Genomic DNA, 23,989 nt, shown 5'->3' with positions numbered 1-23,989 from the left:
AGCTAACAATTCTTTTCATTAACCCCAGGGTTTTTACACCCTCAGCCGTCGCGCAACTGTTTCTGGGTATTGTGAAAACAGTGAATAGAGACAGTGAATAGAGATCTTGTGCAGACGCACAAGCCGGCACACAAGACGGCACACAGAACGACGTCATTAACGCCGTCCAAGACTTCGAAGGAGCAGTCGAAACAGTTATGACCACCAACATCACTGGCCTTCCCTCCCGTGGCCACATCCCGCAGATGTCGCTGGTACAAACCAATTCCACGTTGGACGATGGCGCGACCAAAACTCCCTCGGTCATCGATACGCTGGTCATCCCGGTCTTCGAAGGTGAGGCTGGTCTGGAGCTCACCGGCGCTCCTATTGACGCCCTCACGGCCGAACAGCAGCTGGAAATGTGGAAGCTTCTGATCTCCGTAGGCGCAAAGGGCACGGCTGGTGAAGTCACGGTGGTACCGAACCTGTCAGCTGCGTCGCGAACCGATGTCGTTTCCACTGGCACCCTCTCCGCACAGCTACTGGAGTCCACGCAAGATCCGCAGACCGCCGAGGGCGTCGTCGAGGCCGGCGATGGAGTGCGTGGCCCGGAGAAGATCCTGGCAATCGGTATGGGACCAGCAGATGAAGTATCCGCGGAAGACGTCCGCGTGGCCGCAGGCGTGGCGTCGCGAAACATTAAGAACCCCAGCGCCAACCCTGCTGAAGGTGCCGACGGCGCACAGGGACAGGTACGTGGTGCGCGCGTCGTAAGTGCACTAGGGCTGCTCGGCGCAGAAGCCGCTTTGGTCGGCCATGCACTGGGTGCCTACGAATACCGCGGGCTGAAGTCGGCGGCATCGACCCCGGCAATTGAATCGATCGAGGTGCTAACCGCTGAGGATCCGGCAGAGCTCCTCGAGCACGCGCTGGCAACGGTGCGCGCGGTGGCACTGGCGCGCGACCTCGTGAATACCCCCTCCAACGTGCTGTACCCCGAAAGCTATGCGGCCATCATCTCCGAAGCTGTTCAGCACGCGGACATCACCGTCGAGGTGCTAGACGAGGCGGCGCTGGAAGAGCAGGGGTTCGGCGGCATTCTGGGAGTAGGTAAGGGTTCTGCTCGTGGGCCGCGCCTGGTGCGTCTGGACTACAATCCTGACAAGATCGCCGATGATTCCCCGCGTGTGGCGCTGGTCGGCAAGGGCATCACCTTCGATACCGGCGGAATTTCCCTCAAGCCACCGGCAAAGATGTGGAACATGATCTCGGACATGGGCGGCTCCGCAGCAGTAGTTGCAGCAGTGATTGCCGCCGCCGAATTGAATATTCCCGTTCACGTCACCGCGACCATCCCGCTGGCAGAGAATATGCCCGGTGGGAATGCAACCCGGCCAGGCGACGTGCTTCGCCACTACGGTGGCACCACCACCGAGGTGTGGAACACCGACGCGGAAGGCCGCCTAGTACTAGCCGACGCAATCGTGCGGGCCTGCGAGGACAAGCCGGACTATCTGATTGAAACCGCCACCTTGACCGGCGCGCAGATTGTGGCCCTGGGCGAACGCACCCCGGGCATTATGGGGTCCATGGATTTCCGCGATCGGGTAGCGATGGTCTCCCAGCGGGTCGGCGATGCCGGTTGGCCCATGCCCCTGCCCGCGGAGCTGGGCGAAGCGCTGAAATCTGACGTTGCAGATATCAAGAACATCTCTGGTAACCGCTGGGGTGGCATGTCCGTGGCCGGCCACTACCTAAAGAAGTTCGTCCCCGAAGGCGTGCAGTGGGTGCACATTGACGTTGCTGGTCCGGCATACAACGATGGCGCCCCCTACGGGTACACACCGAAGCGCGCCACCGGCTCTCCAGTACGCACGATCATCGCGGCACTGGAAGACATTGCGCTCAAGGGCTAGCGTTCAAGGGCTAGGCAGGGGCTAATCGCCCTCTAGCTCGCTGCGTCGCTGCTCGAATTGGGCACGCCGTTCGCGCTGTTCCAGACGCTTCTGGATGAGCCGATCGCGTTCAATGCGATCGCGCATGCGCTGTGGATAGCCTGTCTCCTCCGCGAAATACAGCGGAATCCCCACGGCCTGGGCCACCTTATCGATTCCCTTCGGCCCGCCGATGCGACGACGCGTCCACTCCCCTTCGCTATCGACCAGCACCACGGACATCTCGTTAACGATTGTCTCGGGTTCCACGAAGCCTTCCACGCCGCGGCGTGCTCCCGCCCATTGCTGGAGGTAACTGAGGTCCTTGGGTCGGATAGTCTCCCCCGGTGCACGCGGTGGTCTGGTGGAGCTGTTTTTGTTCCGGCCGAAAAGATTAAACACGCTTAGCGATTCTAGTTCACGCACCCAGCGGTTCCCCAAAGGTGCGCGGGCTGTGAGGTGGCGTCAACAAAGAAGGGGTGAGGGGGCAGACAACGGTGGTGGGTCAAGGCGCGTAGACTTATGTAGTATTTCAACCAAATAACCACAGCTGATTTTCGTTTAGCTTGAGGAGCTTCAAACACCATGGCGTACTCCGTCGAAATGCCCGAACTGGGCGAGTCCGTAACCGAGGGCACCGTTACTCAGTGGCTGAAGAAGGTCGGAGACAAGGTCTCCGTTGACGAGCCGTTGCTTGAGGTATCGACCGACAAGGTTGATACGGAGATCCCTTCCCCCGCGAGTGGTGTGCTGCTGAAGATTATCGCCGAGGAAGACGACACCGTGGATGTCGGTGCCGTCATCGCCGAAATCGGCGAGGAGGGCGAGGAGCCTTCTGGTTCTGACGCCGACAGCTCCAGCGACGACGATTCCAGCGAGGCAGCCGAGGCTGAGTCCGCTGACTCTTCCGACGAGAACGAGGCCGAGGAGGCTTCCGATAACTCTGGTTCCGCTTCCGGCGAGGCGGAGGACGTCACCATGCCGGAGCTCGGCGAGTCCGTCACCGAGGGCACCATCACCCAGTGGCTGAAGAAGGTCGGCGACAAGGTTGAGGTCGACGAGCCACTGCTGGAGGTCTCCACCGACAAGGTCGACACCGAGATTCCTTCCCCGGTCGCAGGCACCCTGGTAGAGATCCTGGCTAACGAAGACGACACTGTCGACGTCGGCGCAGTCATCGCTCGCATCGGCGACGAAAACGCTACTGCATCCAGCTCCAAGTCCGAGGACAAGAAGCAGGACGACAAGGCTGACGAAGCTAACGAGGCTGAGGAGAAGGCCGAGCCACAGGCCGAGGAGAAGAAGACTGACGAGGCTTCCGATAACTCTGGTTCCGCTTCCGGCGAGGCGGAGGACGTCACCATGCCGGAGCTCGGCGAGTCCGTCACCGAGGGCACCATCACCCAGTGGCTGAAGAAGGTCGGCGACAAGGTTGAGGTCGACGAGCCACTGCTGGAGGTCTCCACCGACAAGGTCGACACCGAGATTCCTTCCCCGGTCGCAGGCACCCTGGTAGAGATCCTGGCTAACGAAGACGACACTGTCGACGTCGGCGCAGTCATCGCTCGCATCGGCGACGAAAACGCTACTGCATCCAGCTCCAAGTCCGAGGACAAGAAGCAGGACGACAAGGCTGACGAAGCTAACAAGGCCGAGAAGAAGGCCGAGGACAAGGCCGAGCCACAAGCCGAGGAGAAGAAGGCCGAGGCTAAGCAGGCTGAGAAGAAGGCCGAAGCTAAGTCCTCCGAGACGGATGCAAAGAAGTCGAAGCCTGCCGAGGGCAACCTCCCTTATGTCACTCCGCTGGTACGCAAGCTTGCTGAAAAGCATGGCGTCGATCTGTCTAGCGTCGAGGGAACCGGCGTCGGCGGCCGTATCCGCAAGCAGGATATCCTGGCAGCGGCGGAAGGCACCTCCGCATCTGGCTCCGCTGCATCTGATTCCTCTGCGAAGTCCGCTTCCCCAGCTGGTCCGCGTGCTTCCTCCTACAAGGTCGACCCGGCCAAGCAGGAGCTGCGTGGCATGACCAAGAAGGTCAGCCGTATCCGCGAGATCACTGCAAAGACCACCTTGGATTCCCTGCACGCTGCTGCTCAGCTGACGCAGGTTCACGAGGTCGACATGACTCACATCGCAGAACTGCGCAAGGCCAACAAGCAGGCCTTTGCAGATAAGCACGGTGTGAACCTGACCTACCTGCCGTTCTTCGCGAAGGCAGCGGTCGAGGCGCTGATCTCCCACCCGAACGTCAATGCTTCCTACAATGCAGAAACCAAGGAAATGACCTACCACGAGCGGGTCAACCTGGGCATTGCCGTGGATACGGAGGCTGGCCTGCTGAGCCCGGTTATCCACGATGCACAGGATATGTCCCTGCCGGAGCTGGCCAAGGCCATCGTGGACATTGCTGACCGTGCGCGCAACAAGAAGCTGAAGCCGAATGATCTGTCCGGCGGCACCTTCACCATCACCAATATCGGTTCTGAGGGAGCCCTGACCGATACTCCGATCCTGGTTCCGCCGCAGGCTGCCATGATCGGCACGGGTGCCATTGTGAAGCGTCCGGTTGTGCTGAGTGAGGATGACGGCGAGGCTATCGCCATCCGCCAGATGGTCTTCCTGCCGATGACCTACGATCACCAGGTGATTGACGGCGCCGACGCAGGTCGCTTCATGTCCACCCTGCGTGATCGCCTGGAGAACTCGGACTTCACCGAGGACCTGGAGCTCTAAGCTCTAGGCTGTTAGCTGCAGCCCGCCATTAAGCGCCAGCTATCCTGGCAAAGCGTCGACCCCGCTTCCCGCGGGGTCGGCGTTTTGTATTGCGCGGCCTTTCCTGCCACTTCCCACCAGCCTCACCAGCCCCACTAACCTCACCAGCCTTGCCAGACAGACCCTCAGCCCGGTCACAGTAGGTGCCCAGACCCCCAAATGTCGTTAGATCGGGAATCTGTTAAAGACAACTATTCCCACTTATCCAAACGTGCAGGTCAGAGAGTTTCAGAATAATTGAATCCGGGTTCCCTTTTTGCAGAATCCCGATTCAACGACATTCGTCCGTTTCTCGGCCGCAAATGACGAGCACATGGTGACCTACAAGGTGCTTAACCACTCCGACAGTGATCACTCTCCGACAATGCCCACCCTCTGACAATGCTCACCCTCAGACAGCGCTCACCACCTGCGCCCTAACCTGCACCACCAGATCCAAGGCTCTTAACCGCTGGAGTACTATCGCCACCATGGGATTCCAGCAAGGCAGCATCCGCAAATCCAATACAAACAGCAGGTTCGGCGCAGGCACACCAGCCACCACACCTACCGCAGACACACCAGCCACCACACCTGGCGCAGACACGCCAACCAGCGCCCCCGCCGCAGACATCGACATCCGCGACCTCGGCACCGTCGACTACGAATCCACCTGGCACCTCCAGGCGGATCTCGCCGCTCAGCGCGCCGAGGACAAAATCCCCGACACCATCCTTCTCCTCCAGCACCCGCCGACATACACCGCCGGCAAACGCACCCAAGATTCCGACCGCCCGACCAACGGCCTACCAGTCGTTGACGTCGACCGCGGAGGACGCATCACCTGGCACGGCCCCGGCCAGCTAGTCGCCTACCCCATCATCCAACTTGCCGACCCGGTGGACGTAGTCGACTACGTTCGCCGCCTCGAACAGGCGCTAATCCAAACCTGCGAAGACCTAGGCCTCCACGGCACGGGCCGCGTTGAAGGACGTTCAGGCGTATGGCTGCCTGCGGGCGTCATCAATAACGAGCTCAAGCCCGCACGAAAGATCGCCGCAATAGGCATCCGCGTCACCCGCGGCGTGACCATGCACGGTGTATCCCTGAACTGCGACAACACCATGGAATACTACGACCACATTGTGCCCTGCGGACTGGCGGACGCAGGGGTCACGACCCTTACCGAAGAGTTGGGACGCAAGGTTAGTGTTTCTGACGCCCAGCCGCTGCTCGCCCAGCATCTCGTCGACGCGTTGAACGGCGACTTGCAGGTGGATTCCTAGATACCCCCGGCGTAGGCTAGTCGCCATGAGTGTGACCGCAGATGGACGCCGGATGCTCCGCATCGAGGCGAAGAATGCCGAAACCCCCATCGAGTCGAAGCCTCGGTGGATCCGCACGACCGCCAAGGTCGGCCCGGAGTATCGGGACATTAAAAATCGCGTGAAGGGCGCTGGCCTACACACCGTGTGCCAGGAGGCTGGCTGCCCCAACATCAACGAGTGCTGGGAAGACCGCGAGGCGACATTCCTCATCGGTGGCGATACCTGCTCGCGACGCTGTGACTTCTGCCAGATTAAGTCTGGCCGCCCGTCCCCGCTGGATCGGGATGAACCGCGCCGCGTGGCGGAGAATGTGCGCGAGATGGGACTGCGTTACGCCACCATTACCGGCGTGACCCGCGATGACCTCGACGATGAGGGTGCATGGCTGTATGCCGAGGTCGTCAAGAAGATCCACGAGCTGAACCCCAACACGGGCGTGGAAAACCTGACGCCGGACTTCTCCAACCGCCCGGAACTGCTGAAGGTTGTTTTCGATTCTCAGCCGGAGGTGTTTGCACACAACCTGGAGACCGTGCCCCGTATCTTTAAGCGCATCCGCCCGGCCTTCAAATACGACCGCTCCCTGGAAGTCATCCAGGCAGCACACGACTACGGCCTTGTGACGAAGTCCAACCTGATCCTCGGCATGGGCGAGAAGAAGGAGGAGGTGCGCGCAGCGATCAAGGATCTGGCCGATGCCGGCACGGATATTCTGACGATCACCCAGTACCTGCGCCCGTCCTCCATGCACCACCCGATTGAGCGCTGGGTGAAGCCGGAGGAGTTCATGGAACACTCCGATGCCGCTTACGAGTTGGGCATCAAAGCTGTCATGTCCGGCCCGTTGGTGCGTTCTTCCTACCGCGCTGGCCGCCTATACGCTCAGGCCAAGCAGGCGCGTGGCGAGGCTATCCCAGAGAACCTGAAGCACCTGGAGGACACCCTGGATTCCACTACCTCCCAGGAGGCCTCTACCCTCTTGGAGCGCTACGGAGCTTCGGAAGATACCCCGGTTACCGCTTCGCGCCGTTAGGCCGGAGCCACAGTTTGCACTGAGGTCGGCGCCCACACCAGTGCCTGACCGAGGCTGCCAGTGAATCCACGGCGGGGCACTTTCGCCCCGCCTTTATTCATGCCTTATTGTTAAGTCCATGGCGAAGGATAAAAAGGACGTAAGAGTCAAGGAAGATAAGAAGGCTGCCAAGGCTGCAAAGAAGGAGCAGCGCAAGCAGACGCGCTCCCAGCTGTGGCAAGCCTTTAAGCTACAGAAGGGACGGGATAAGAAGCTTATCCCGTTCATGGTGTTGGCCTTCCTGATTCCCGTTGTGCTGATGCTGCTACTTAGCCTGGTGTTCGGCTGGTGGTGGCTGAACCTGATCGTAGGTATCTTCATCGGCGTCATCGCGGCGATGTGGACATTCTCCCGTCGTCTGCAGACCGGCGTGTACGACCAGATTGAGGGCGAAGCGGGAGCCGCTGCATGGGCTCTGACCAACATGCGTGATGGCGTAGGCATGAAGTGGATTACGGAGACCGGCGTGGCGTCAAACACCCATATGGACGCAGTGCACCGCGTGGTAGGCACCCCCGGCGTCGTGCTGGTTGGCGAGGGCTCCCCGCACCGACTGAAGCCGATGATGGCGCAGGAGCGGAAGAAGCTCGCCCGCATCCTCGGCAAAACCCCCATTTACGACGTCATCGTCGGCAACGAAGAGGGGCAGGTGCCGGTAAAGAAGCTGCAGAACCACCTGATGCGCATGCCGCGCAACATCAAGAAGAATGAGGTTGACGCCCTTAACTCCAAGGTTGAGTCGATCTCGCGACTAAGCAGCCCGAATAGCAACATGCCGAAGGGCCCCATGCCGAAGGGCGCAAAGATGTCCGGCATGAATCGCCGTGCCCGTCGCGCTGCGCAGCGCGGAAAGAAGTAACCCCTAGCGGGTGCGGATGACCGCGGTGCCGGTGGCGCGGTCATGCATGCCACGGCCATCGGTGTCTTGAATAATCGGGGGGAACAGGAAGACTGTCAGCAGCGCGCGGACTACTGCGCGCCATAGGCCGACGCGCTGGTCGGGCTGATCAATGCGAGCCACACCGATGCCTAGGATAGCGTGCCCGGGTGACTGGGCGAACAGCCAGACGGTGAGGATGCGCCACACGATAAAGAAGATGATCGTGGCGGTAGCTGAATCGCCCAGCGCGGAAGTCATGGAGACGACAAACCACGCCAGGGCGTAGCAGGCCAGCCAGTCGATGGCCAGGGCACCGATGCGGGGGAACAAGGGGGAAAGAGAACCAGGTCCGTCCTTGGGGAGCCCGAGGCGGGCACCGGGGTATGGACTCAGTTCGGCGAGGTCTTCGTTTTCGCCTGGAACAAGGGGGCCTTCAAGCCAGCTACGCGATTCACTCATGATGGTTTAGAGCCTAGCGTCCCCCATGTTGGTGGCATAATTTTGTATATTTTTGCCTGAACCTTCGCCCAGTATGCGTAGGATCGATGGTGTTGCTTTTATATATTGTCGCAACAGTTTGAGATTCCCACTGCAAGGAACGGAAGAAATTACAGTGTCATTCAAGAGTGCAGAAGAAGTCGTCAAGTACATCAAGGACAATGACGTCGAGTTTGTGGACGTTCGCTTCACCGATGTGCCCGGTATCGAGCAGCACTTCACCATCCCTGCTTCGGAATTCGACGAGGATGCGATTGAGGAGGGCCTGGCCTTCGACGGTTCGTCCGTCCGTGGGTTCACGACCATTGAAGAGTCGGACATGAACCTGCTGCCAGATCTGCAGACTGCCCGGATCGATCCGTTCCGCAAGGCTAAGACGCTGAACGTGAAGTTCTTCGTCCACGATCCTTTTACCCGCGAGCCGTTCTCCCGCGACCCGCGTAACGTTGCCCGCAAGGCGGAGCAGTACCTGACCTCTACGGGCATTGCGGATACCTGCTTCTTCGGTGCAGAGGCCGAGTTCTACCTGTTCGACTCCGCTCGCTTCGAGACGGACACGAACCGTGCGTTCTACGAGCTGGACTCCGTTGAGGGCTGGTGGAACCGCGGTGCGGAGGTCAACCCGGACGGCACCCCGAACCTGGGCTACAAGACCCGTATGAAGGGTGGCTACTTCCCTGTTGCCCCGTACGACCACTACCAGGATCTGCGTGACGATATGTGCCGCAACCTGGCGAATGCCGACTTCAAGCTGGAGCGCGCCCACCACGAGGTTGGCACCGGTGGCCAGCAGGAGATCAACTACCAGTTCAACACCCTGCTCCACGCTGCGGATGATCTGCAGTCCTTCAAGTACATCATCAAGAACACCGCATGGCAGGCCGGCAAGTCCGCGACCTTCATGCCGAAGCCGCTGGCTGGCGACAACGGTTCGGGTATGCACGCCCACCAGTCGCTATGGAAGGACGGCGAGCCGCTGTTCTACGATGAGTCCGGCTACGCCGGTCTGTCCGACATCGCTCGCTACTACATCGGCGGCATCCTGAAGCACGCTGGTGCGGTGCTGGCCTTCACCAACCCGACGCTGAACTCCTACCACCGTCTGGTTCCGGGCTTCGAGGCTCCGATTAACCTGGTTTACTCGCAGCGCAACCGCTCTGCTGCGGTCCGCATCCCGATCACGGGCTCCAATGCGAAGGCTAAGCGCATTGAGTTCCGTGCTCCGGACCCGAGTGGTAACCCGTACTTCGGCTTCGCCGCCATGATGCTGGCTGGCCTGGACGGTGTGAAGAACCGCATCGAGCCACACGCTCCGGTCGACAAGGACCTGTACGAGCTGCCGCCGGAGGAGGCTAAGGACATTCCGCAGGCTCCAACCAGCCTGGAGGCTTCCCTGAAGGCTCTGGAGGAGGACAACGAGTTCCTGACCGAGGGTGGCGTATTCACCGACGATCTGATCGATACGTACATCGCCTACAAGTTCGACAATGAGATCGCGCCTGTACGCCTGCGTCCGACCCCGCAGGAGTTCGAAATGTACTACGACTGCTAAGCGGTTAGTGAGTTAAGGCCCGGAAGCGCGCTGCTTCCGGGCCTTTTGCTGTGGGCGATCTTTGCATCGCGGACCTAGCAACTCAATCGTCAAACCAGTCGCTCGCGGGTAAAAGAGATTTAACTATCGGACCAAAACTTTGAGGATTTGATCAGTGTAAAAGCGTTTTCCTTCAGTTGCGGGAAGCACCGTGCTTCCATATCCGACAAATCACCGTTATCCAATTCCCCACGTAGATACAACTGATACCTAACGGGCCATGAGGACGACCAGCTACTAGTGCGACCGTCCTCCAGCGGATCTCTTTCGCCAGAAAAGATTTCAACTAGACGACGGACGATCTTTGAACCGAGATCCGCCAGGCGGAGATCTGACGACAAATCAGGCACGATATAGACTTGCATCAGACTTAAGGCAACCATCGGAGACAGCCAAGTCTTCCGTAGTTCTTCCGCGGCAGCCTGGTCAGTGCCAAAAAACCCAAGCGCCGCTAACGCGGACTCCAGCTTTGCAGCAAGCTCTTCCCGATCATAACCCGAGCAAACCAAGTAATAAATCAGCCAGCTGACGGTATCTGTGCGTCCGACCAAACAAGACTTATTCAATAAGCCAGTCACATAATCAAGAGATATGACATCAGCACCTATTGAGCTCCAGTTATCTAAAGTAAACTGCACAACCTCTGGAACAATTTCTGGGTGATCGTATGTCATTTCCCAGGATACAAGCGAAAAGTTCCAGATGTACTCATGGTTATTCTCCCCGTTTTTCACTACGGCGCCCAGTTTTTTCCACCCATATTTAACGATGGAATACCCAGGATTCAGCTTGGCAACCTTCCTAAGGTCTGCCGACCATCGGCGAAACCTTAGGGCAGAAAACTCATTCGAGGATCGAGGAGCCAAACTATTAACTTTTGAAAAAATAGAATCTTCAAAGTATGCGAGATAGTCAGAAACCTGAGTTTTTGCTATATTCAAGCTCAAACTGTAGGTAGCCAACATTCTAGCTACATCAGAGATTAGCTTGTCGATATCAGCAGACCTAGTAACATGTATTTCATAATCATCTACATTCCGCTGAAATAGCCATCCTTCCTCTCGGCATTTCGACAAAAGAAACTCATCGACCGGATTCAAAATTATCTCGGCGACAATGTTCGACATCAAAGGACCAATGGAAACTCCATCAGTACGGCCTGTCCTTACCCCTTGTAGCGCTTTATCGATTTTTTGCCCCGGCGTCCCCCTCGCCACACTCGGATGTTGACGACCACCGTTGATAACCCATTCAACTGCATGAGTATATATTGAGTTAAAAAAGTTCTCTATATCTAACCTTACAACCTTCCCGCCCATCATCTCGAAATTTACAAGACCTGGTTTCGGTTCACATGCGGTTCCGTCATCAAGCACGTCGCAATCGGAATCATCATCTGAATCATTATGTGAAATATTGCCAAACAAAAAGATATCGGGAGCTGACAAATATCCGGCCATAACAAATGCTCGTTCTTTATCATCCCGAGATCCAGGCTTCAACTTCGATTGCGGACTACCAATAAAAGGTTCAATCTCTTGCCAATTTTCACAGAACGTCTGGATTGCAGAGAAGTAAGGGAGGGGATGCGGAAACTCGAATGACCTAACCTTGCCATCATACCTAATGCTTTTATACTGTGCGGGCGCACATTGGGCAAGTTGATCATGCTTAAACCCGCTATTTAAAGATTCAAAACACTCAACACTAAGCGCTTCTGTATTGATGAAGGGACACAAAAGTGGAAGCCCGCCAACGTTATTCAGCCACTGCGTCTGCAACGATGCAATGATGAAATCTTGAAGTTCCATTCTGTTACTCAACAGTATTCTCCCGATATAGTTCTTAGGACCATAGAGCTGTGGCGTTTAGTTAATGACTGCTAGTCCAGCGACTCGCATGGGACGTTATTGGTTCGCTAAAGGATCGATGATGCGCTTGGTTTCCATCGCCACGCGAGTCACTCGACCAATGAGATCCACGATGTAGCGCGGATAGCCGATCTCGTCGGCCCAGTCATTCGGGTCATTGACGATGCCGGAGGCCTTATCCTGCTTCACCTGGTAACGGTCGATCAGCCACGCGATCGCAGAGCGGGGTCCCAGCATGTACTCATCCGCTTCTGCCGGGATACCCGTAATGGTGATCTGCTTGTTGTAGATCAGCTTCGTGACGTCGTCGACGTTCTTACCGGTCTCTGGGTCCTTCTTACGTGCCCACTTCATTTTCAGCACACGCCAGGTCTCTGGGTCGGACTCGTCGCCCCTCACCGCGATATCCAGCGGGTACGGCTCCACGTCTTCGTACCCAACGTGTAAGTCCATGAGTTCCTTGCCGGCACGGGCAAACCTTTCGAATTCTTCACGCGAATCCGGCGTTTCGATGTGAGGCAGCATCTTCTTCAAATCCGCCGCGTAAATCTCCCGATATTTCGGGTCGTGCAGCTTTCCATAAACAAAATGGAAGATGTCGTCACCGGTGACATCCTCACCCAGCGCATTACGGTAGGTTTTCTTGATCCCGGCAGTTACGTTGTCTACACGCACGTAGCCGTCTACGACCTCACCGACCTGCCCATACATCGAGGACTCGCCCTCACTTATCAACGCCCCCTCGCTGTACAACCCACCATCCGAAGCATCCACCGGCTCCCAGGTGAAACGCGAGAAGAACTGGGCTGGGACACCCCAGAAATTCAAGTCAGGAAACATGTCTGAAGCAATGCAAGAGACGGTGGCACGATCAGCGGGTGCAGTGAGTATCAGCCCGATGTTGTGGTGTTGCTGCGTCGGGAACATCGACGGCAACTGATACTGCCTATCGATCAATTCTTTCGCGAAATAATTGCGTTGCTTGAAAAACGGGCGGTACACCGATGTATACACACGGTCCGGTTCAAACGAGATCTCAGTTCCGCGGGCTAGTTCCTGTTTCAGGTTGACGTTCCATGAGCCTTGCCTGCTATCGACCAACTCAGGGTGCTGCGCAAACAACGCGTCGACACCACGCTTGCTCTCCTCAAACCCTTCGTTTCGCAACAGGTCCTGTGCTTGGCGGTAGTTCGCAACGTGCGTCTCGATGTTTTCTACGAGCTGGGCGGTCGTAGAAGAATACGACCATGCATCACGTGCAGTCGAAAGGCCACGCGAATGCTCTTCAAAGATCTTCGTCGAATTTCCCTTTTTCTCACTGATGACCGGCCATGTGGCGAAGTCATCCGAGCGCTGATTCAACCAGTCCCCGTGCTGATTCGGAGTAATTGAATGCCACTCAATCTGACCAACCGAGGCGTTCTCTACAAACTCCAACTTCTCATCACGCTTCTGGTAGTCAGGAGTCTTCGCGTAATGCAGATGGAAGCCAGTCTTGGAGGGATCTTTCACCCCGATGAACACCGCAACCCCAACCCGAATATCAAACACATTGCCGCCCTCACGCTTGGCTTGTTCACCAGCCATCCGGGAGTTACCGCGCAGATTGAACACATACAGGTCCGTGTAGTCCTCGGCCATGGACAGGCGCACACCGTCACCGGTGTTGCCGTCGATCCAACCCCCGTTAGAGACGAAGGCGACCACGCCCTGATCGCCGACCCGGTCGGTGGCCCAGCGGAATGCCCGCAGGTAAGAGTCGTAAAGCGAGTTCTTATTCGTCGCCGTGGACTTCGCCGCGTAAGTTTCCGCGATGCGCTTGTCCAGGCTCGGATACTTCAGGTTCGCGTTGAGGTCATTCGCGGACTTCTGGCCGACGGAGTACGGCGGATTACCGATCACCACGTTGATAGGCGCATTCTTCTGGCGCTCGATGGTGACGTTGTTCTCCTGGAAGATGTGCAGGTCCGGGATATCGTCTTCCTCGTGGATCTGGAAAGTATCCGCGAGCGCAATATTGCTGAACGGGACGTACTCTGGGGCCGGCTCGCCGTTGCGCTGGGCAGCCTCCGCGCGCAGGGCGTTGTAGGTCGTCTCGATGTTCACGGCAGAGACGTAGTAGGCCAACAGCATGGTCTCCGCAGCAAAGAGCTCGTTGGCGTATTTACGCGCAAGGTCCTCCGGCTTGATGAGCCCAGACTGCAGGAGGCGAACCGTGAACGTCGACGTTCCAGCGAAGGGATCGAGGATGCACACGCCTTCGTCGGAAAGCCCCTTGCCAAAGTGCTTTTGGGAGACCTCGTCCGCAGCTCGCAGGATGAAGTCCACAATCTCGACCGGGGTATAGACGATGCCCAGCGACTCCGCTTGCTTCTTGAATGCCTTCTGGAAGAAGCGCTCGTAGAGCTCCTTAATTACCTGCTGCTTACCCGAAGCGCTGGAGACCTCCGAGGCTCGCACACGCACGGAGTCGTAGAACTTCTCCAGGGATTCCGTCTCCGTATCCAGGTTCTCCCGGGACAGTGCCGCGACCATCTTCTCCATCACCTGGGCAACTGGGTTGTGGGTGATGAAGTCGTGGTTTTCGAAGAGAGCATTAAACACTGGCGCGGTGATCAGGTGCTGGGAGAGCATCGAGATGGCGTCGTCCTCGGTTATGCCCTCGTTGAGGTTATTGCGCAGGCCTTCGACGAACTTCTCGAATTCCTTGCGCAGCTTCCCGTCCGCACCATCCAGCAGCGCCTTAATGCGGGTGATCTGGTTCTCCGCGATGGTCGCCACATCGTCGGCCCAGTCCTCCCAATAGGTGCGGGTGCCGACCTTATCCACCAGTTTCGTGTACATCGCCTCCTGCCACTGTTCCAGGGAGAACAGGGCGATCTGCTTGGCCATGTCCTGATCCGGCTCCGAAGAGTCGGTCTGGGAGCGGGCCTCCGCCTGATCCAGCTGCTCCTTGGGACTTGCAACGTGATCAACGGCAATCGGCAGTTCGTCCACCCGCCCCTCGTTCAGCGCGATGGAGTTCACCTTCGCGTTGAAGCGATCATCGTGGGCGCGAAGCGCGTTGAGGATCTGCCACACAACCTTGAAGCGCTGGTTGTCATTCAATGCCTGCGCCGGCGACACATTCGGGGCCACGGCTACCGGCAAGATGATGTAGCCATAGTCCTTGCCCTCGGACTTGCGCATCACCCGGCCGACGGACTGCACCACATCCACCATGGAGTTACGCGGGTTGAAGAAAATCACCGAGTCCAGCGCCGGCACATCCACACCCTCAGAGAGGCAGCGAGCGTTCGTAAGCACACGGGTCTGGTCCTCGTCAGGAGTGGACTCCAGCCAGGAGAGCCGCGAGCCGCGCTCCATCGCATTCATCGCCCCATCCACGTGCTGGGATGTCACACGCAGATCCACGTTGTGCAGGGACACATCCCCCATCACCGCAGCCTCCCGCAGCTGCTGCTGATAGGCCGAAATCAGGGAAGGGAAAGACTCCGAGATCTGCTTCGAGGTCTTAATATCCCGGGCGAAAGCCACCGCGCGCTGCATCGACGCGGCGTTCGTATCGAAGCCGCCCTTTTGGCCTTGAAGGTCACCCGAGCGCTTCGCCAGACCATTCCACGCACCAATCATCGCCGAGGCCAACGTCAGGTTCAGCTGCCCATCCTCGCCACGAGCCATGGCCTCGGCAGCGACAGACTCATCCACCGTCATCACAAGGACGCGGTAATCGGTCAGCAGCCCCTTATCCACTGCTTCACCGAAGCCCAAACGGTAGAACTCCGGGCCATACACGGCCTCATCATCCATGGAGGCGAGCTCCGCGGAATGCTCCGCAGCCTTGCCCTTAACCTGGTCGTCGAACAGGCGCGGCGTCGCCGTCATATACAAACGCTTCGCGGAACGGATGTAGTCCGCATCGTGGATGCGCACGAAGTTCGAAGCGTCCTCCCCCGCCAAGGTCACGCCCGTCGTGCGGTGGGCCTCGTCGCAAATCACGAGGTCGAAATCATCCAGGCCCTCTTGCTGCGCATCGTGCACCGCAGGCAGCGACTGGTAGGTGGAGAAGACCACGTGCAGGCCCTTCGCCCGCTTCCCCGAGGCAAAACGCTCCGCGATCTGCGAGCCTTCCGTGGACACCGGGACCTCGAGGTCATAGGTGGCGATGTCCTCCGCACTGCGGGAGACCTTCGCATCCGAGCACACCGCGAAGGTGCGCATATCCATACGCCCTTGAGCGGTCCATTCCTTCAAGGTCTGCGAAAGCAGGGAAATCGATGGCACCAGGAACAGCACCCTGGCCTTACCACCATTGTTCTCCGCGACCTGCTCGGCCAAACGCAACGCGGTGAAGGTCTTGCCCGTGCCACAGGCCATGATCAACTTGCCGCGATCATGGGTGCTGAATCCCTCGATGGCCCGGTCGATGGCTTCCTGCTGGTGTGGGCGGGGCTCGAACGTCTCGCGGCGGGAGAGGTAGATCTGCATCGCGCTATCCCCCATCGCCGCCCCTGGGAAGACCAAGTCCCAGTTGATCGGGGACTCAGAGATCGCGGAGACGCCAATGCGGCTGGTGGGGATCACCTGGTTGTTAAGCATCTCCTCCGCATTGGAGGACCAACGGTCAGTGGTGGAAATGATCATGCGGCTACCGAAGTGCTCCACGCCCTCTTCGGTCTTGAACGTGCGGCCCGAGGCTTCGAAGAAGGAGTCGAGGTTCGCCTTACTGATGCTGGTCGTCGGCTTGTAGAACTTGCATTGGATCGCTGTCCACGAATCGTCGTCCACACGGCGGGCGACCAGGTCGATGCCGGTATCCGCTTTGCCGCCGTTGTAGCGCCAATCAGTCCAACGGTACACCTCATCGAACTGGGCTTTCAGTGTGGGGTCGGTGCGAAAATAGTTGACCATCAGCTTTTCGAAAGCGATGCCGTACATCGCCTGTGGCTGATTGTCGCGCAGCTGGGTGAGGACCTCGGAAAACTTCGCCATGGGAACATTATGCCCCGTGACAGGGGGCACTCAACGACCGGCACGGGGGTGGATCCCAACCCAGACACCCCCCCTTCCCGTATGGCAAGGCCTAAGCCACCCCGCCGAAAAGAGCATCCGCGCCGTAGGTCAGCGCCACGAAGACCGAGATCATCGGCAGCGCCGCACCTGCGAGGAAGGATTGTCCAAAAAACGCCACCGCCTACGCACTGGTCAGAGACTGACACGAACTCACCCAGCGCCATGGAGACGGCACCAGTGATGGTGACAGCAAGGCCGGCCATCAGGGTGGCCTTATCCTCCCGCCCCGGTGACGATCACACCGATCAGCAGGGCGGCCACGGACACGGTGCCGTCTTTGGCGCCCAGCACACCGGCACGCTGGGAGTCCATCTTCGCCGCAACAGCGGAATCGTGAAACTCCTGGTGAGCGCCGGGAACTGTGGGCTTGGTGGTTCTCCTCATGAGCGGAAGTCTGCTGGCTAATTGACCAGCTACGGGCCTACAACCGCTGCTGTGTATTCGCCTCACTGGAAATCACTGCATTACGCAGTTGCTGTCGCGCATAATCGAACAAGATTCTCTCCTGTTCTATGCGCAAGCACCCACCCGCAGAGCGCCCCCGGAGATAGTCCAAGGCCAGGTGCTCCGCGTAGCTCAACAGGTCGGGTTCGAACCGGCTGGGTTGTGGTTCCTCCACCGCAAGATCAACGTGGTCACGGACCGTATCCAGATCCATGAGGACAGATCGCGCATGAGGAACGTACCGCCTCACGAGTTCGAGGATATAGAAACCATGCGAATCTAGATCTCCCCAATAAAGAACTTCCTTCGCCTCTAGCGATGGCATCTGCTGGACGATCCTGGCAGCGTTCAATCCACCACCGAAGATCGCAACCGTCGCGGGCAAGTCTGGCAAGGCAAGGAAACTCTGGTGATTTTCAACGATAAGAACTCGCGCCCCCGGGATCTCACGGAGTTCTGCCACCGGACATGCCAAGTGCCGCAAACCGCCAATTCCCAGTGCCGGGTCAAGGCTGCTGACCTCCACCAACTGGGGCTTCGGCTTGAAGTTCAGTGGCCCGACCACCGCTTCAACGACCACCCTGTGTGCCTCGAACCATTTGCTATCGACACCAAAGATTGGCAGTTCGCGAATATAAAAGTCGCTGACCTCGTGCTCGTGAACCCACCGGACAACAGCAATGAACTGCTCCACAGTCGTATCATTCCAGTCGTCCCACACAGAAAGGTGCCTGATGAGCTCAGGTCGAACGCTCTCCCCCAATTCCGTGCAGAAACGGTCCAAGACCGTGCGGAGGCGTTGCCAATGATCGAGTTTGCCGGCCACGCGAGCCGCAGTATCCGCGTCCGCGAGAACAACTCGCCGGGGCAGCGAATAAGTCCCCAAATAGCTGAGCTTTTTATCCTCCCACTCGACGGTAATTGAACTGCGGTTCCACTGTGCGACCCAGGCTCTCACGGCAGCGCCGTCATCACGCTCTGCCGACCTTCCAGTCGGCGGATCCAGGTTGATGGTCAGCCTCTTGAATTCCCTGGCTAACCAGGTGCGGTGGTTACGTGAATAAAAAACCGCAGCGCGTCGGCGCACCTGATCAGGAGTCTTCATCCTGGACCTCCTCGATCGTCAGAGAACTCGTTCGCGATCGCTTCCGGTCTGGGCATTCCACCATCAGCACACCCCCAATGTAGTCCTGTACGGTCTGCAGCAGCTTCTCGGGCGTGGCCAGAATCATGTGGAAACCAAAGCGGCGAAAGGCCTCCATCGCAGCCCGAGTGAACTCCGTATCCGCACGATCAAAAGCCTCATCCAGAACGATCGTGCCGAATCGCGGATAAATATCCTCCCCCACCCGGACAATAGATTTCTTTTCTTGTGCGGCTGGCAACCCCATCCCAGTCAGCCGGTAACGCAAGGCTGCAGCCAGGCAGAAGGAGGACAGCTTTTGGGCTTGGCCGCCCGAGAGTCCTTCCGACGAGTCGTAGACCGCACCGCGCGTTCCATCCTCGCTGTATTCCACTCCCAGGAACTTCACGTGTTGCCTCGTATCCAGACGCAACTGGCGATCACGAGTTGTCGTACCGTCCGAGACCGTCACTGCGTCGATCACCGCCTGTAGCTTATGGAATCGGTGCTCGCTCTCCTCCTGATCAGCTTCATTGATAATCCCTGCCAGTGCGGAATCCAGAAGTTCAACGAAATTGCGGGCGATCGCGGGTTGCGCCTCCCTCACCTCGATCGTCAGGTAAGCACCCGGATAGAACTCGACTTCCGCAAGTGAATCATTAATCATCTGGATCGAGCTGCGAGTCTTCGCTGTCGCGTCACGGATTAAACGGCGCAGCCGACCCAGATGCTTGTGGGTTTCGTCTTGCAGCATGTCCCGGAAACGCTGTTCAAAACGGGGCAAGTCGTCTGCTTCAAGCCTGCCCAGTTCCCGAAGAAAGTCCTGCTCCCACTCCATATCCGCCTTGAGGTCACCCGCCCGATCAGGCCAGCGCACCAAGTAAAGGTTCATTGCGTTGACCAGATCACCACAATATTTGGTGAAGCGCGCATTGAGGTCTGCAAGCTGATCTTCGATACCACGAATGAGCCGATTGTTGAGCGCATCGATGTTATCGGGCCGAATGGTGCGGTCGATAGCCGTGCAACGTTCTGTCAGACGGGTCCCAACGTCCTCAGAGACGGTCTTCCCACCTCGGCGATTCCGAATCTTCTCAAGCGTTTCTTCTGCTTGCTCCAGGCGAACTTTGGAGACACTAAGCTGATTGCGCTGCGCCATGACCTGCTCCTCAACTTTGTCGAGAGTAGCTTCAACGCCCTTCAACTTCGCTTTCAGTTCAGCCAGCTCCGCGTTTCCATCAGTGAGTTCATCAACGACTCGCTGGGCTTCTACAAGCTCCTGGATCACCGATGACACATCGATATCCTGAAAACGTTCCGTCTCCAATAGCCGCTCGATCGTGGCTATTTGGGCACGCCTTTGCTCCTGGCCGACCGCGATGGCCTTGCGTCGCCGTTCAGCGTCTTCAAGTTTCGCCACAATGTTGCGCACCGCTGTTTGAAGGGCATCGATTTTGTCAGCGAGATTGCCCCACAGCACCCAGTTCGAACGGTCATCGATTCGGCGGCGATCATCCTTAATGTGGTCGTTGTGGTTATGTTTCACCTGACCCTTTGCAGTCACCGCCCGCCGGGCAGCACGAAACTCTTCCACAGATCCGCAGCATAAGTAATCGAACTTCGTAGAAAGCTGGGTCTGGATCCAGCCGTGATACCGCCCGGACTTTACGTTGATTTTCAGCCCCAGTGAGTTCGGTACGAAACGGGACGGGCGCTGTTCTTCCAGATCCCGAGCGAACCTGGTGTAGCTCACTTTCGCACCGAGGTAGGTGTCATCGATAGCCGAAGAAACCTGGTCATAGTGCTCATCTGGGACGAGGATCCGCCGGACAAATCCGCCCATCACTCGCTCTGCAGTTCCTTGCCAATGGTCTTCACCAGGCTTCATACTCAGGAGGTCTGCAATGAATGGAAGGTCAGACTCCCGCACCCCTGACTTCTCTGCAATCAAGGCTCGTGCCCGGAGCAACCGGTTATCCATGGCTGATTCGTATTTACGCAAAGCCTCAAGCTCCGCGACCAGCTTATCCTTGTTCTCTCCCAGCTCGTAAACGCGCACGTGCGCCTGACCCAGCTTTACGTCTTCTGTTTCGTATGCAGCACTCAACCGCTTCCGCTCTTCACGCAACTGCAGCACAAGGTTGGTGAATTCCTCGACACTGCCGGGCTTTGCAGCCCCAATGGATTTGAGCCGGGAATTGAATGCCTCTTCCTCTTTGGTCACTCGCTCCAGCCGGTCCTGCAAGCGGTCACGCCGAGCCTGTGCAGAAACCAAGGCCGAATCCTGCGCTCCATGAATCAACGTGCGCAGCTGATCTGCTTGCGCCCGGTGTGCATCTCGAACCCCGGTGGCTTCTTCAATCTTCGCGCTGACTGTTTCAATCTCGGAGGTCCACTGATTCCGCTCCTGTTCGGCGAAACGCTGCCGCCACTCGTCGACGAAGGTTTCGACGCCGTCTCGGTCTTCCTTTACCGTGGTCAGCCAGTTTTCGACCTCTGCACGCTTCTCTGTTGCAACGCGCACCGGTGCCAGTTGCTCGATCTGCTCACGAGTTTTCACCACCGACTCATACGCCGTTCGGAGGTCTGTGAAGTTCTCCGCTGCTTGCTCCGCGATCTCGAAGGTCTCTGGTTCGGGCAACATGAAGGTACGCATCAAGTGATTAAGATCGCCGAGCGTTTTAGCCGATTGCGTTCGGTTCAGCAGGTCCAAAGCACCGGCATCGGCGATCCCCACCGCTCGGCGCAGCGCCAAACTGAACTTCGGATGATTTCGACTGACGTGCAGGGCATCGCTGTATGTCTTCTTCGCCTCACTAACCGGCAAGTTCTTCTGTGCCAGATCCTCAAACTCTGTCAGGTCGGCGGCCCGAGAGAGCAAAATGTAAAGATCCGTGATTTCCTGGCGCGAATAGGCGTTAGCGGGCAAAAACATCAACCGGCACGCGGTTACGGTCTCCCCTGCCCCGTCGCTATAGCGTAGAGCGACGCCCGTCCACGTCGCACCTGTTCGAAGGTAAGACTGCGTAAGTTCGTCTGCCTCGATCGAGTGCTCGCGGCGCCAGGCACCGCGGCAGTAGGTAACCAAGTTACGGCCCGAGTGTGCTTGGTTATCCGCCGCAGCGTTGAAACGAATCTTGCCGGGCGGAACAAGAATCGTCGAGATCGCATCAATCAGCGTCGACTTACCGGAACCTGAAGGCCCTGTGATGAGGAAGCCCTCCCGCGGCACCTCGACACAGTGAAGGTTGTCAAATGTTCCCCAGTTGTATACCTGGATTTGGGAAAGCCGGAATTGGCCAGGCAGAGTTGTCGTCATTGTTCTTCCTCCAGGAGAGCTCGGAAAGACTCGGTGACAGCGGCGATTTCTTCGCTGGAAAAGATGATGCGCAGCACCGGGGACACCTCGAAACGCCCCTCGGTCGGGGTGCTGGCAATAATCGAGTAGCTCTTCAGCTTGTTCCACGCTGCAGTAAAGCGCTTACGCTGCGTGGATTTGTCCGTGCCGGCGTGGCCTTGATACGGCAGGGTCGCCTCAAAAACCTCACCCTCATCCACGATGGTTCGCTCGTTGGGGCTCGTCGTCACCAGCTCACGGCGCAGGTGGAGAATCACCACCGTGTCCATAAAAGTCAACGACTGTTTGCGTAGCAGCGCACGCTTTTCAGGAGCATCCGCTTCCCACGCCTTTGTGTAGGCAACCCCTGCATGCTCGTCGAGAATGAGAGTGAGGAAGAGATTATCCAGCTGTTGGGCAAGAATCTCACGTGAGTTGGATATCGCAGCAAACACATCTGGCGATTTCACGCTCGACACGTATGGGCCGCGGATGAGTTCCGCCAGGGCACGACGCTGCAAACCTGTCAGGGTTCCGGTGTCGCCTTCATACAGTTTGTTTTCCATTTAGATGCGCCCAACCTTTCTCCGAAATTCGAAACGCTCATACCGCCCTTGATACCTCTTCCCGCTTGGTCTCTCCCACTGCAGGACTTCCGTACCGTCGGATCTTTCGCCGTGATCATGCGCAAGTTTGATGAGCCCCACCACACTCGCTAGCCCCTGGGTGGCAGGGTGCTCTTCCAAAACTTCCCGAATCGATGCTTGTCCCTTTTTACCGAGCACATCGTTGATTGCGTCGCGCAGTTCCTGCCAGTCAATTTCTGATTCCCGGATACGCCGACGCATCTGTTCGAAGTCGATCTCGCCTGACTCGTTGACTTCCATTGACCGCTCGATGCGGTATTCCTTCGGGTTGTGTAATTCCCAACTGGAAAGCGACGTCGGTTGCCGCGTCGTCAGCTCGAGCTCGTAGCCGATCTTCTCGTAAGGCGCAATCCCTCGTTTTGCGAGCTCGAGCGCTTGCTGCTGCGCCTGATTGATTGCCCGCGTGAGGGCCTGCTGCGATTCAGCTTCTCGGGACTGCACGAAGCGCCTTAGCGACCGCGATAGGCCCGTGAGCGAGGTATGCACCTGTCCTGAGGAGGAATCGAGCATGTCTACCAATTGCGCGATCTCGCTCCGCTCTTCCGAGCCGAGCTGCTCCATGAAGTCCCGTGATTGCACTGAATCCATCACGGCATCGAGTTGCTTTGATTGCTCCGGGTCAAGGAAAAGCTCATAGAAGGAGTTGAATGCCCGTCCCGCTTCTGATTCTGCGATCAAATCTACACCTCGGAAGACATTGTCCAGTACCTCACCAGCGTTTAGCTGCCCTTCGACGAGCGATTCTCGAAGTTCGTGATCGACATTTTCAACCTCCTCCCGAACGCGGGAGAAGTCGGTGGGCAAGTCCCTCGCCAGAGCCAGGATTTCCCGTGCCCTCTCCGCTGCCTCTTCGTCGGAAATCACGCCGACGCCGTTCATGCGGATGTTGTCGATACGATTTTGGATCTGATCTCGCTGAGCTTCCAGGCGACTAATTGCTCTCGCTTCGTCGGGATCTGTTTCAGCCGCCAGATCCTGGAGATTATTGAATAGGGTTCCGAGGCGGGATTTGGTCACCACCCGCTGAGGACTAATCAACTGCTGGACATAGTCGATAGCAACGTGCGCGTCCGTGGTGAGCTCGTAAAACTCTTCCCTCGAACCCTGTGGGCTGCGCCTAGTGAGGTATCCGAGTTTCACCCAGTCATTGATATAAGCCACGGCTGACTTGGGCAGCTCCATATTGGTCTGTTCTCGAATATCGATCAGCAAGGACTCCACTGCGAGGGTGAGCTCGGATCCGGCGATCTGGCGATTACCTGCTTGGTGGAAGACAGCACTTAAGACAGAAAGAACAGCTGGGGCGTTATGGGCACGAAGCATCGCCCAAGCAGGTACCGAGTCCGCAAGACGGATCATCGCCAACGCATCTGCCACCACAGTTGTCCGATTCATGTGCTCAATCTAACAAGCGCTGCAGACTAGGATTCAAAAATATCGAACATCTCGTCGCCAACA

At 57.8% G+C, this 23,989-nt stretch carries 14 protein-coding genes and 1 pseudogene; 6 read left to right on the top strand and 9 right to left on the bottom strand.

The window, feature by feature from the left end; translation table 11 throughout:
* Nucleotides 1-197: 197 nt before the first annotated feature.
* Nucleotides 198-1,898, top strand: coding sequence for a leucyl aminopeptidase (locus AC05K6_RS06350; RefSeq protein ID WP_476728087.1), 1,701 nt, complete (start codon nucleotides 198-200; stop codon nucleotides 1,896-1,898).
* Between the two features lie 21 nt (nucleotides 1,899-1,919).
* Here AC05K6_RS06350 and AC05K6_RS06345 read toward each other — a convergent pair whose 3' ends face one another.
* Nucleotides 1,920-2,318 carry an oxidoreductase gene (locus tag AC05K6_RS06345; protein ID WP_293791766.1) on the bottom strand — a complete coding sequence of 133 codons (399 nt, stop codon included), beginning with the start codon at nucleotides 2,316-2,318 and terminating at the stop codon, nucleotides 1,920-1,922.
* A gap of 183 nt (nucleotides 2,319-2,501) precedes the next feature.
* Here AC05K6_RS06345 and sucB point away from each other — a divergent pair, with 183 nt between their 5' ends.
* The 4 genes from sucB (at nucleotide 2,502) to AC05K6_RS06325 (ending at nucleotide 7,926) form a co-directional block, all read left to right on the top strand.
* Nucleotides 2,502-4,649, top strand: a complete 2,148-nt coding sequence (gene sucB, locus AC05K6_RS06340) for a 2-oxoglutarate dehydrogenase, E2 component, dihydrolipoamide succinyltransferase (RefSeq protein ID WP_476728086.1) — start codon at nucleotides 2,502-2,504, stop codon at nucleotides 4,647-4,649.
* 509 nt (nucleotides 4,650-5,158) lie between these two features.
* Complete coding sequence (lipB, locus tag AC05K6_RS06335) at nucleotides 5,159-5,953, top strand: lipoyl(octanoyl) transferase LipB (RefSeq protein WP_476728085.1); 795 nt, start codon at nucleotides 5,159-5,161, stop codon at nucleotides 5,951-5,953.
* Between the two features lie 25 nt (nucleotides 5,954-5,978).
* A complete protein-coding gene (gene lipA, locus AC05K6_RS06330) occupies nucleotides 5,979-7,028 on the top strand; it encodes a lipoyl synthase (protein WP_287862452.1) in 1,050 nt (349 codons plus the stop codon).
* Nucleotides 7,029-7,146: 118 nt separating this feature from the next.
* A complete protein-coding gene (locus AC05K6_RS06325) occupies nucleotides 7,147-7,926 on the top strand; it encodes a DUF4191 domain-containing protein (protein WP_287862450.1) in 780 nt (259 codons plus the stop codon).
* 3 nt (nucleotides 7,927-7,929) lie between these two features.
* On the opposite strand, the gene AC05K6_RS06320 is transcribed toward AC05K6_RS06325, so the two are convergent.
* Nucleotides 7,930-8,406 carry an RDD family protein gene (locus AC05K6_RS06320; protein WP_476728084.1) on the bottom strand — a complete coding sequence of 159 codons (477 nt, stop codon included), beginning with the start codon at nucleotides 8,404-8,406 and terminating at the stop codon, nucleotides 7,930-7,932.
* A 154-nt stretch (nucleotides 8,407-8,560) separates the two neighbouring features.
* On the opposite strand from AC05K6_RS06320, the gene glnA reads away from it, so the two are divergent.
* Nucleotides 8,561-9,997 carry a type I glutamate--ammonia ligase gene (gene glnA / locus AC05K6_RS06315; protein ID WP_476728083.1) on the top strand — a complete coding sequence of 479 codons (1,437 nt, stop codon included), beginning with the start codon at nucleotides 8,561-8,563 and terminating at the stop codon, nucleotides 9,995-9,997.
* A 119-nt stretch (nucleotides 9,998-10,116) separates the two neighbouring features.
* Here the strand turns inward: glnA and AC05K6_RS06310 are convergent, their stop codons facing one another.
* The 7 genes and pseudogenes from AC05K6_RS06310 to AC05K6_RS06280 all read right to left on the bottom strand — a co-directional run bounded on the left by AC05K6_RS06310 (nucleotide 10,117) and on the right by AC05K6_RS06280 (nucleotide 23,926).
* On the bottom strand, nucleotides 10,117-11,847 hold the full coding sequence (locus tag AC05K6_RS06310) for an RNA-directed DNA polymerase (RefSeq protein WP_476728082.1): 1,731 nt from the start codon (nucleotides 11,845-11,847) through the stop codon (nucleotides 10,117-10,119).
* Nucleotides 11,848-11,943: 96 nt separating this feature from the next.
* Entirely contained in the window at nucleotides 11,944-16,899 is a 4,956-nt protein-coding gene (locus tag AC05K6_RS06305; protein WP_476728081.1) for a DEAD/DEAH box helicase, read from the bottom strand.
* A gap of 209 nt (nucleotides 16,900-17,108) precedes the next feature.
* Nucleotides 17,109-17,364, bottom strand: a pseudogene (locus AC05K6_RS06300) (VIT1/CCC1 transporter family protein); the annotation flags it as partial.
* A gap of 37 nt (nucleotides 17,365-17,401) precedes the next feature.
* Nucleotides 17,402-18,529, bottom strand: a complete 1,128-nt coding sequence (locus AC05K6_RS06295; RefSeq protein WP_476728080.1) for a DUF3322 domain-containing protein — start codon at nucleotides 18,527-18,529, stop codon at nucleotides 17,402-17,404.
* Nucleotides 18,516-21,866, bottom strand: a complete 3,351-nt coding sequence (locus AC05K6_RS06290; RefSeq protein WP_476728079.1) for an ATP-binding protein — start codon at nucleotides 21,864-21,866, stop codon at nucleotides 18,516-18,518. The genes AC05K6_RS06295 and AC05K6_RS06290 overlap by 14 nt, the downstream gene beginning before the upstream one ends.
* Nucleotides 21,863-22,450, bottom strand: coding sequence for a DUF4194 domain-containing protein (locus AC05K6_RS06285; protein WP_035006141.1), 588 nt, complete (start codon nucleotides 22,448-22,450; stop codon nucleotides 21,863-21,865). The genes AC05K6_RS06290 and AC05K6_RS06285 overlap by 4 nt, the downstream gene beginning before the upstream one ends.
* Nucleotides 22,451-23,926, bottom strand: coding sequence for a DUF3375 domain-containing protein (locus AC05K6_RS06280; protein ID WP_476728078.1), 1,476 nt, complete (start codon nucleotides 23,924-23,926; stop codon nucleotides 22,451-22,453).
* Between the last annotated feature and the right edge of the window lie 63 nt (nucleotides 23,927-23,989).

The sequence above is a fragment of the Corynebacterium sp. TUM25020 genome (assembly GCF_056388495.1).
The sequence above is the reverse complement of the archived record's forward strand: the minus strand, read 5'-3'. Positions and strand labels throughout refer to the sequence as shown.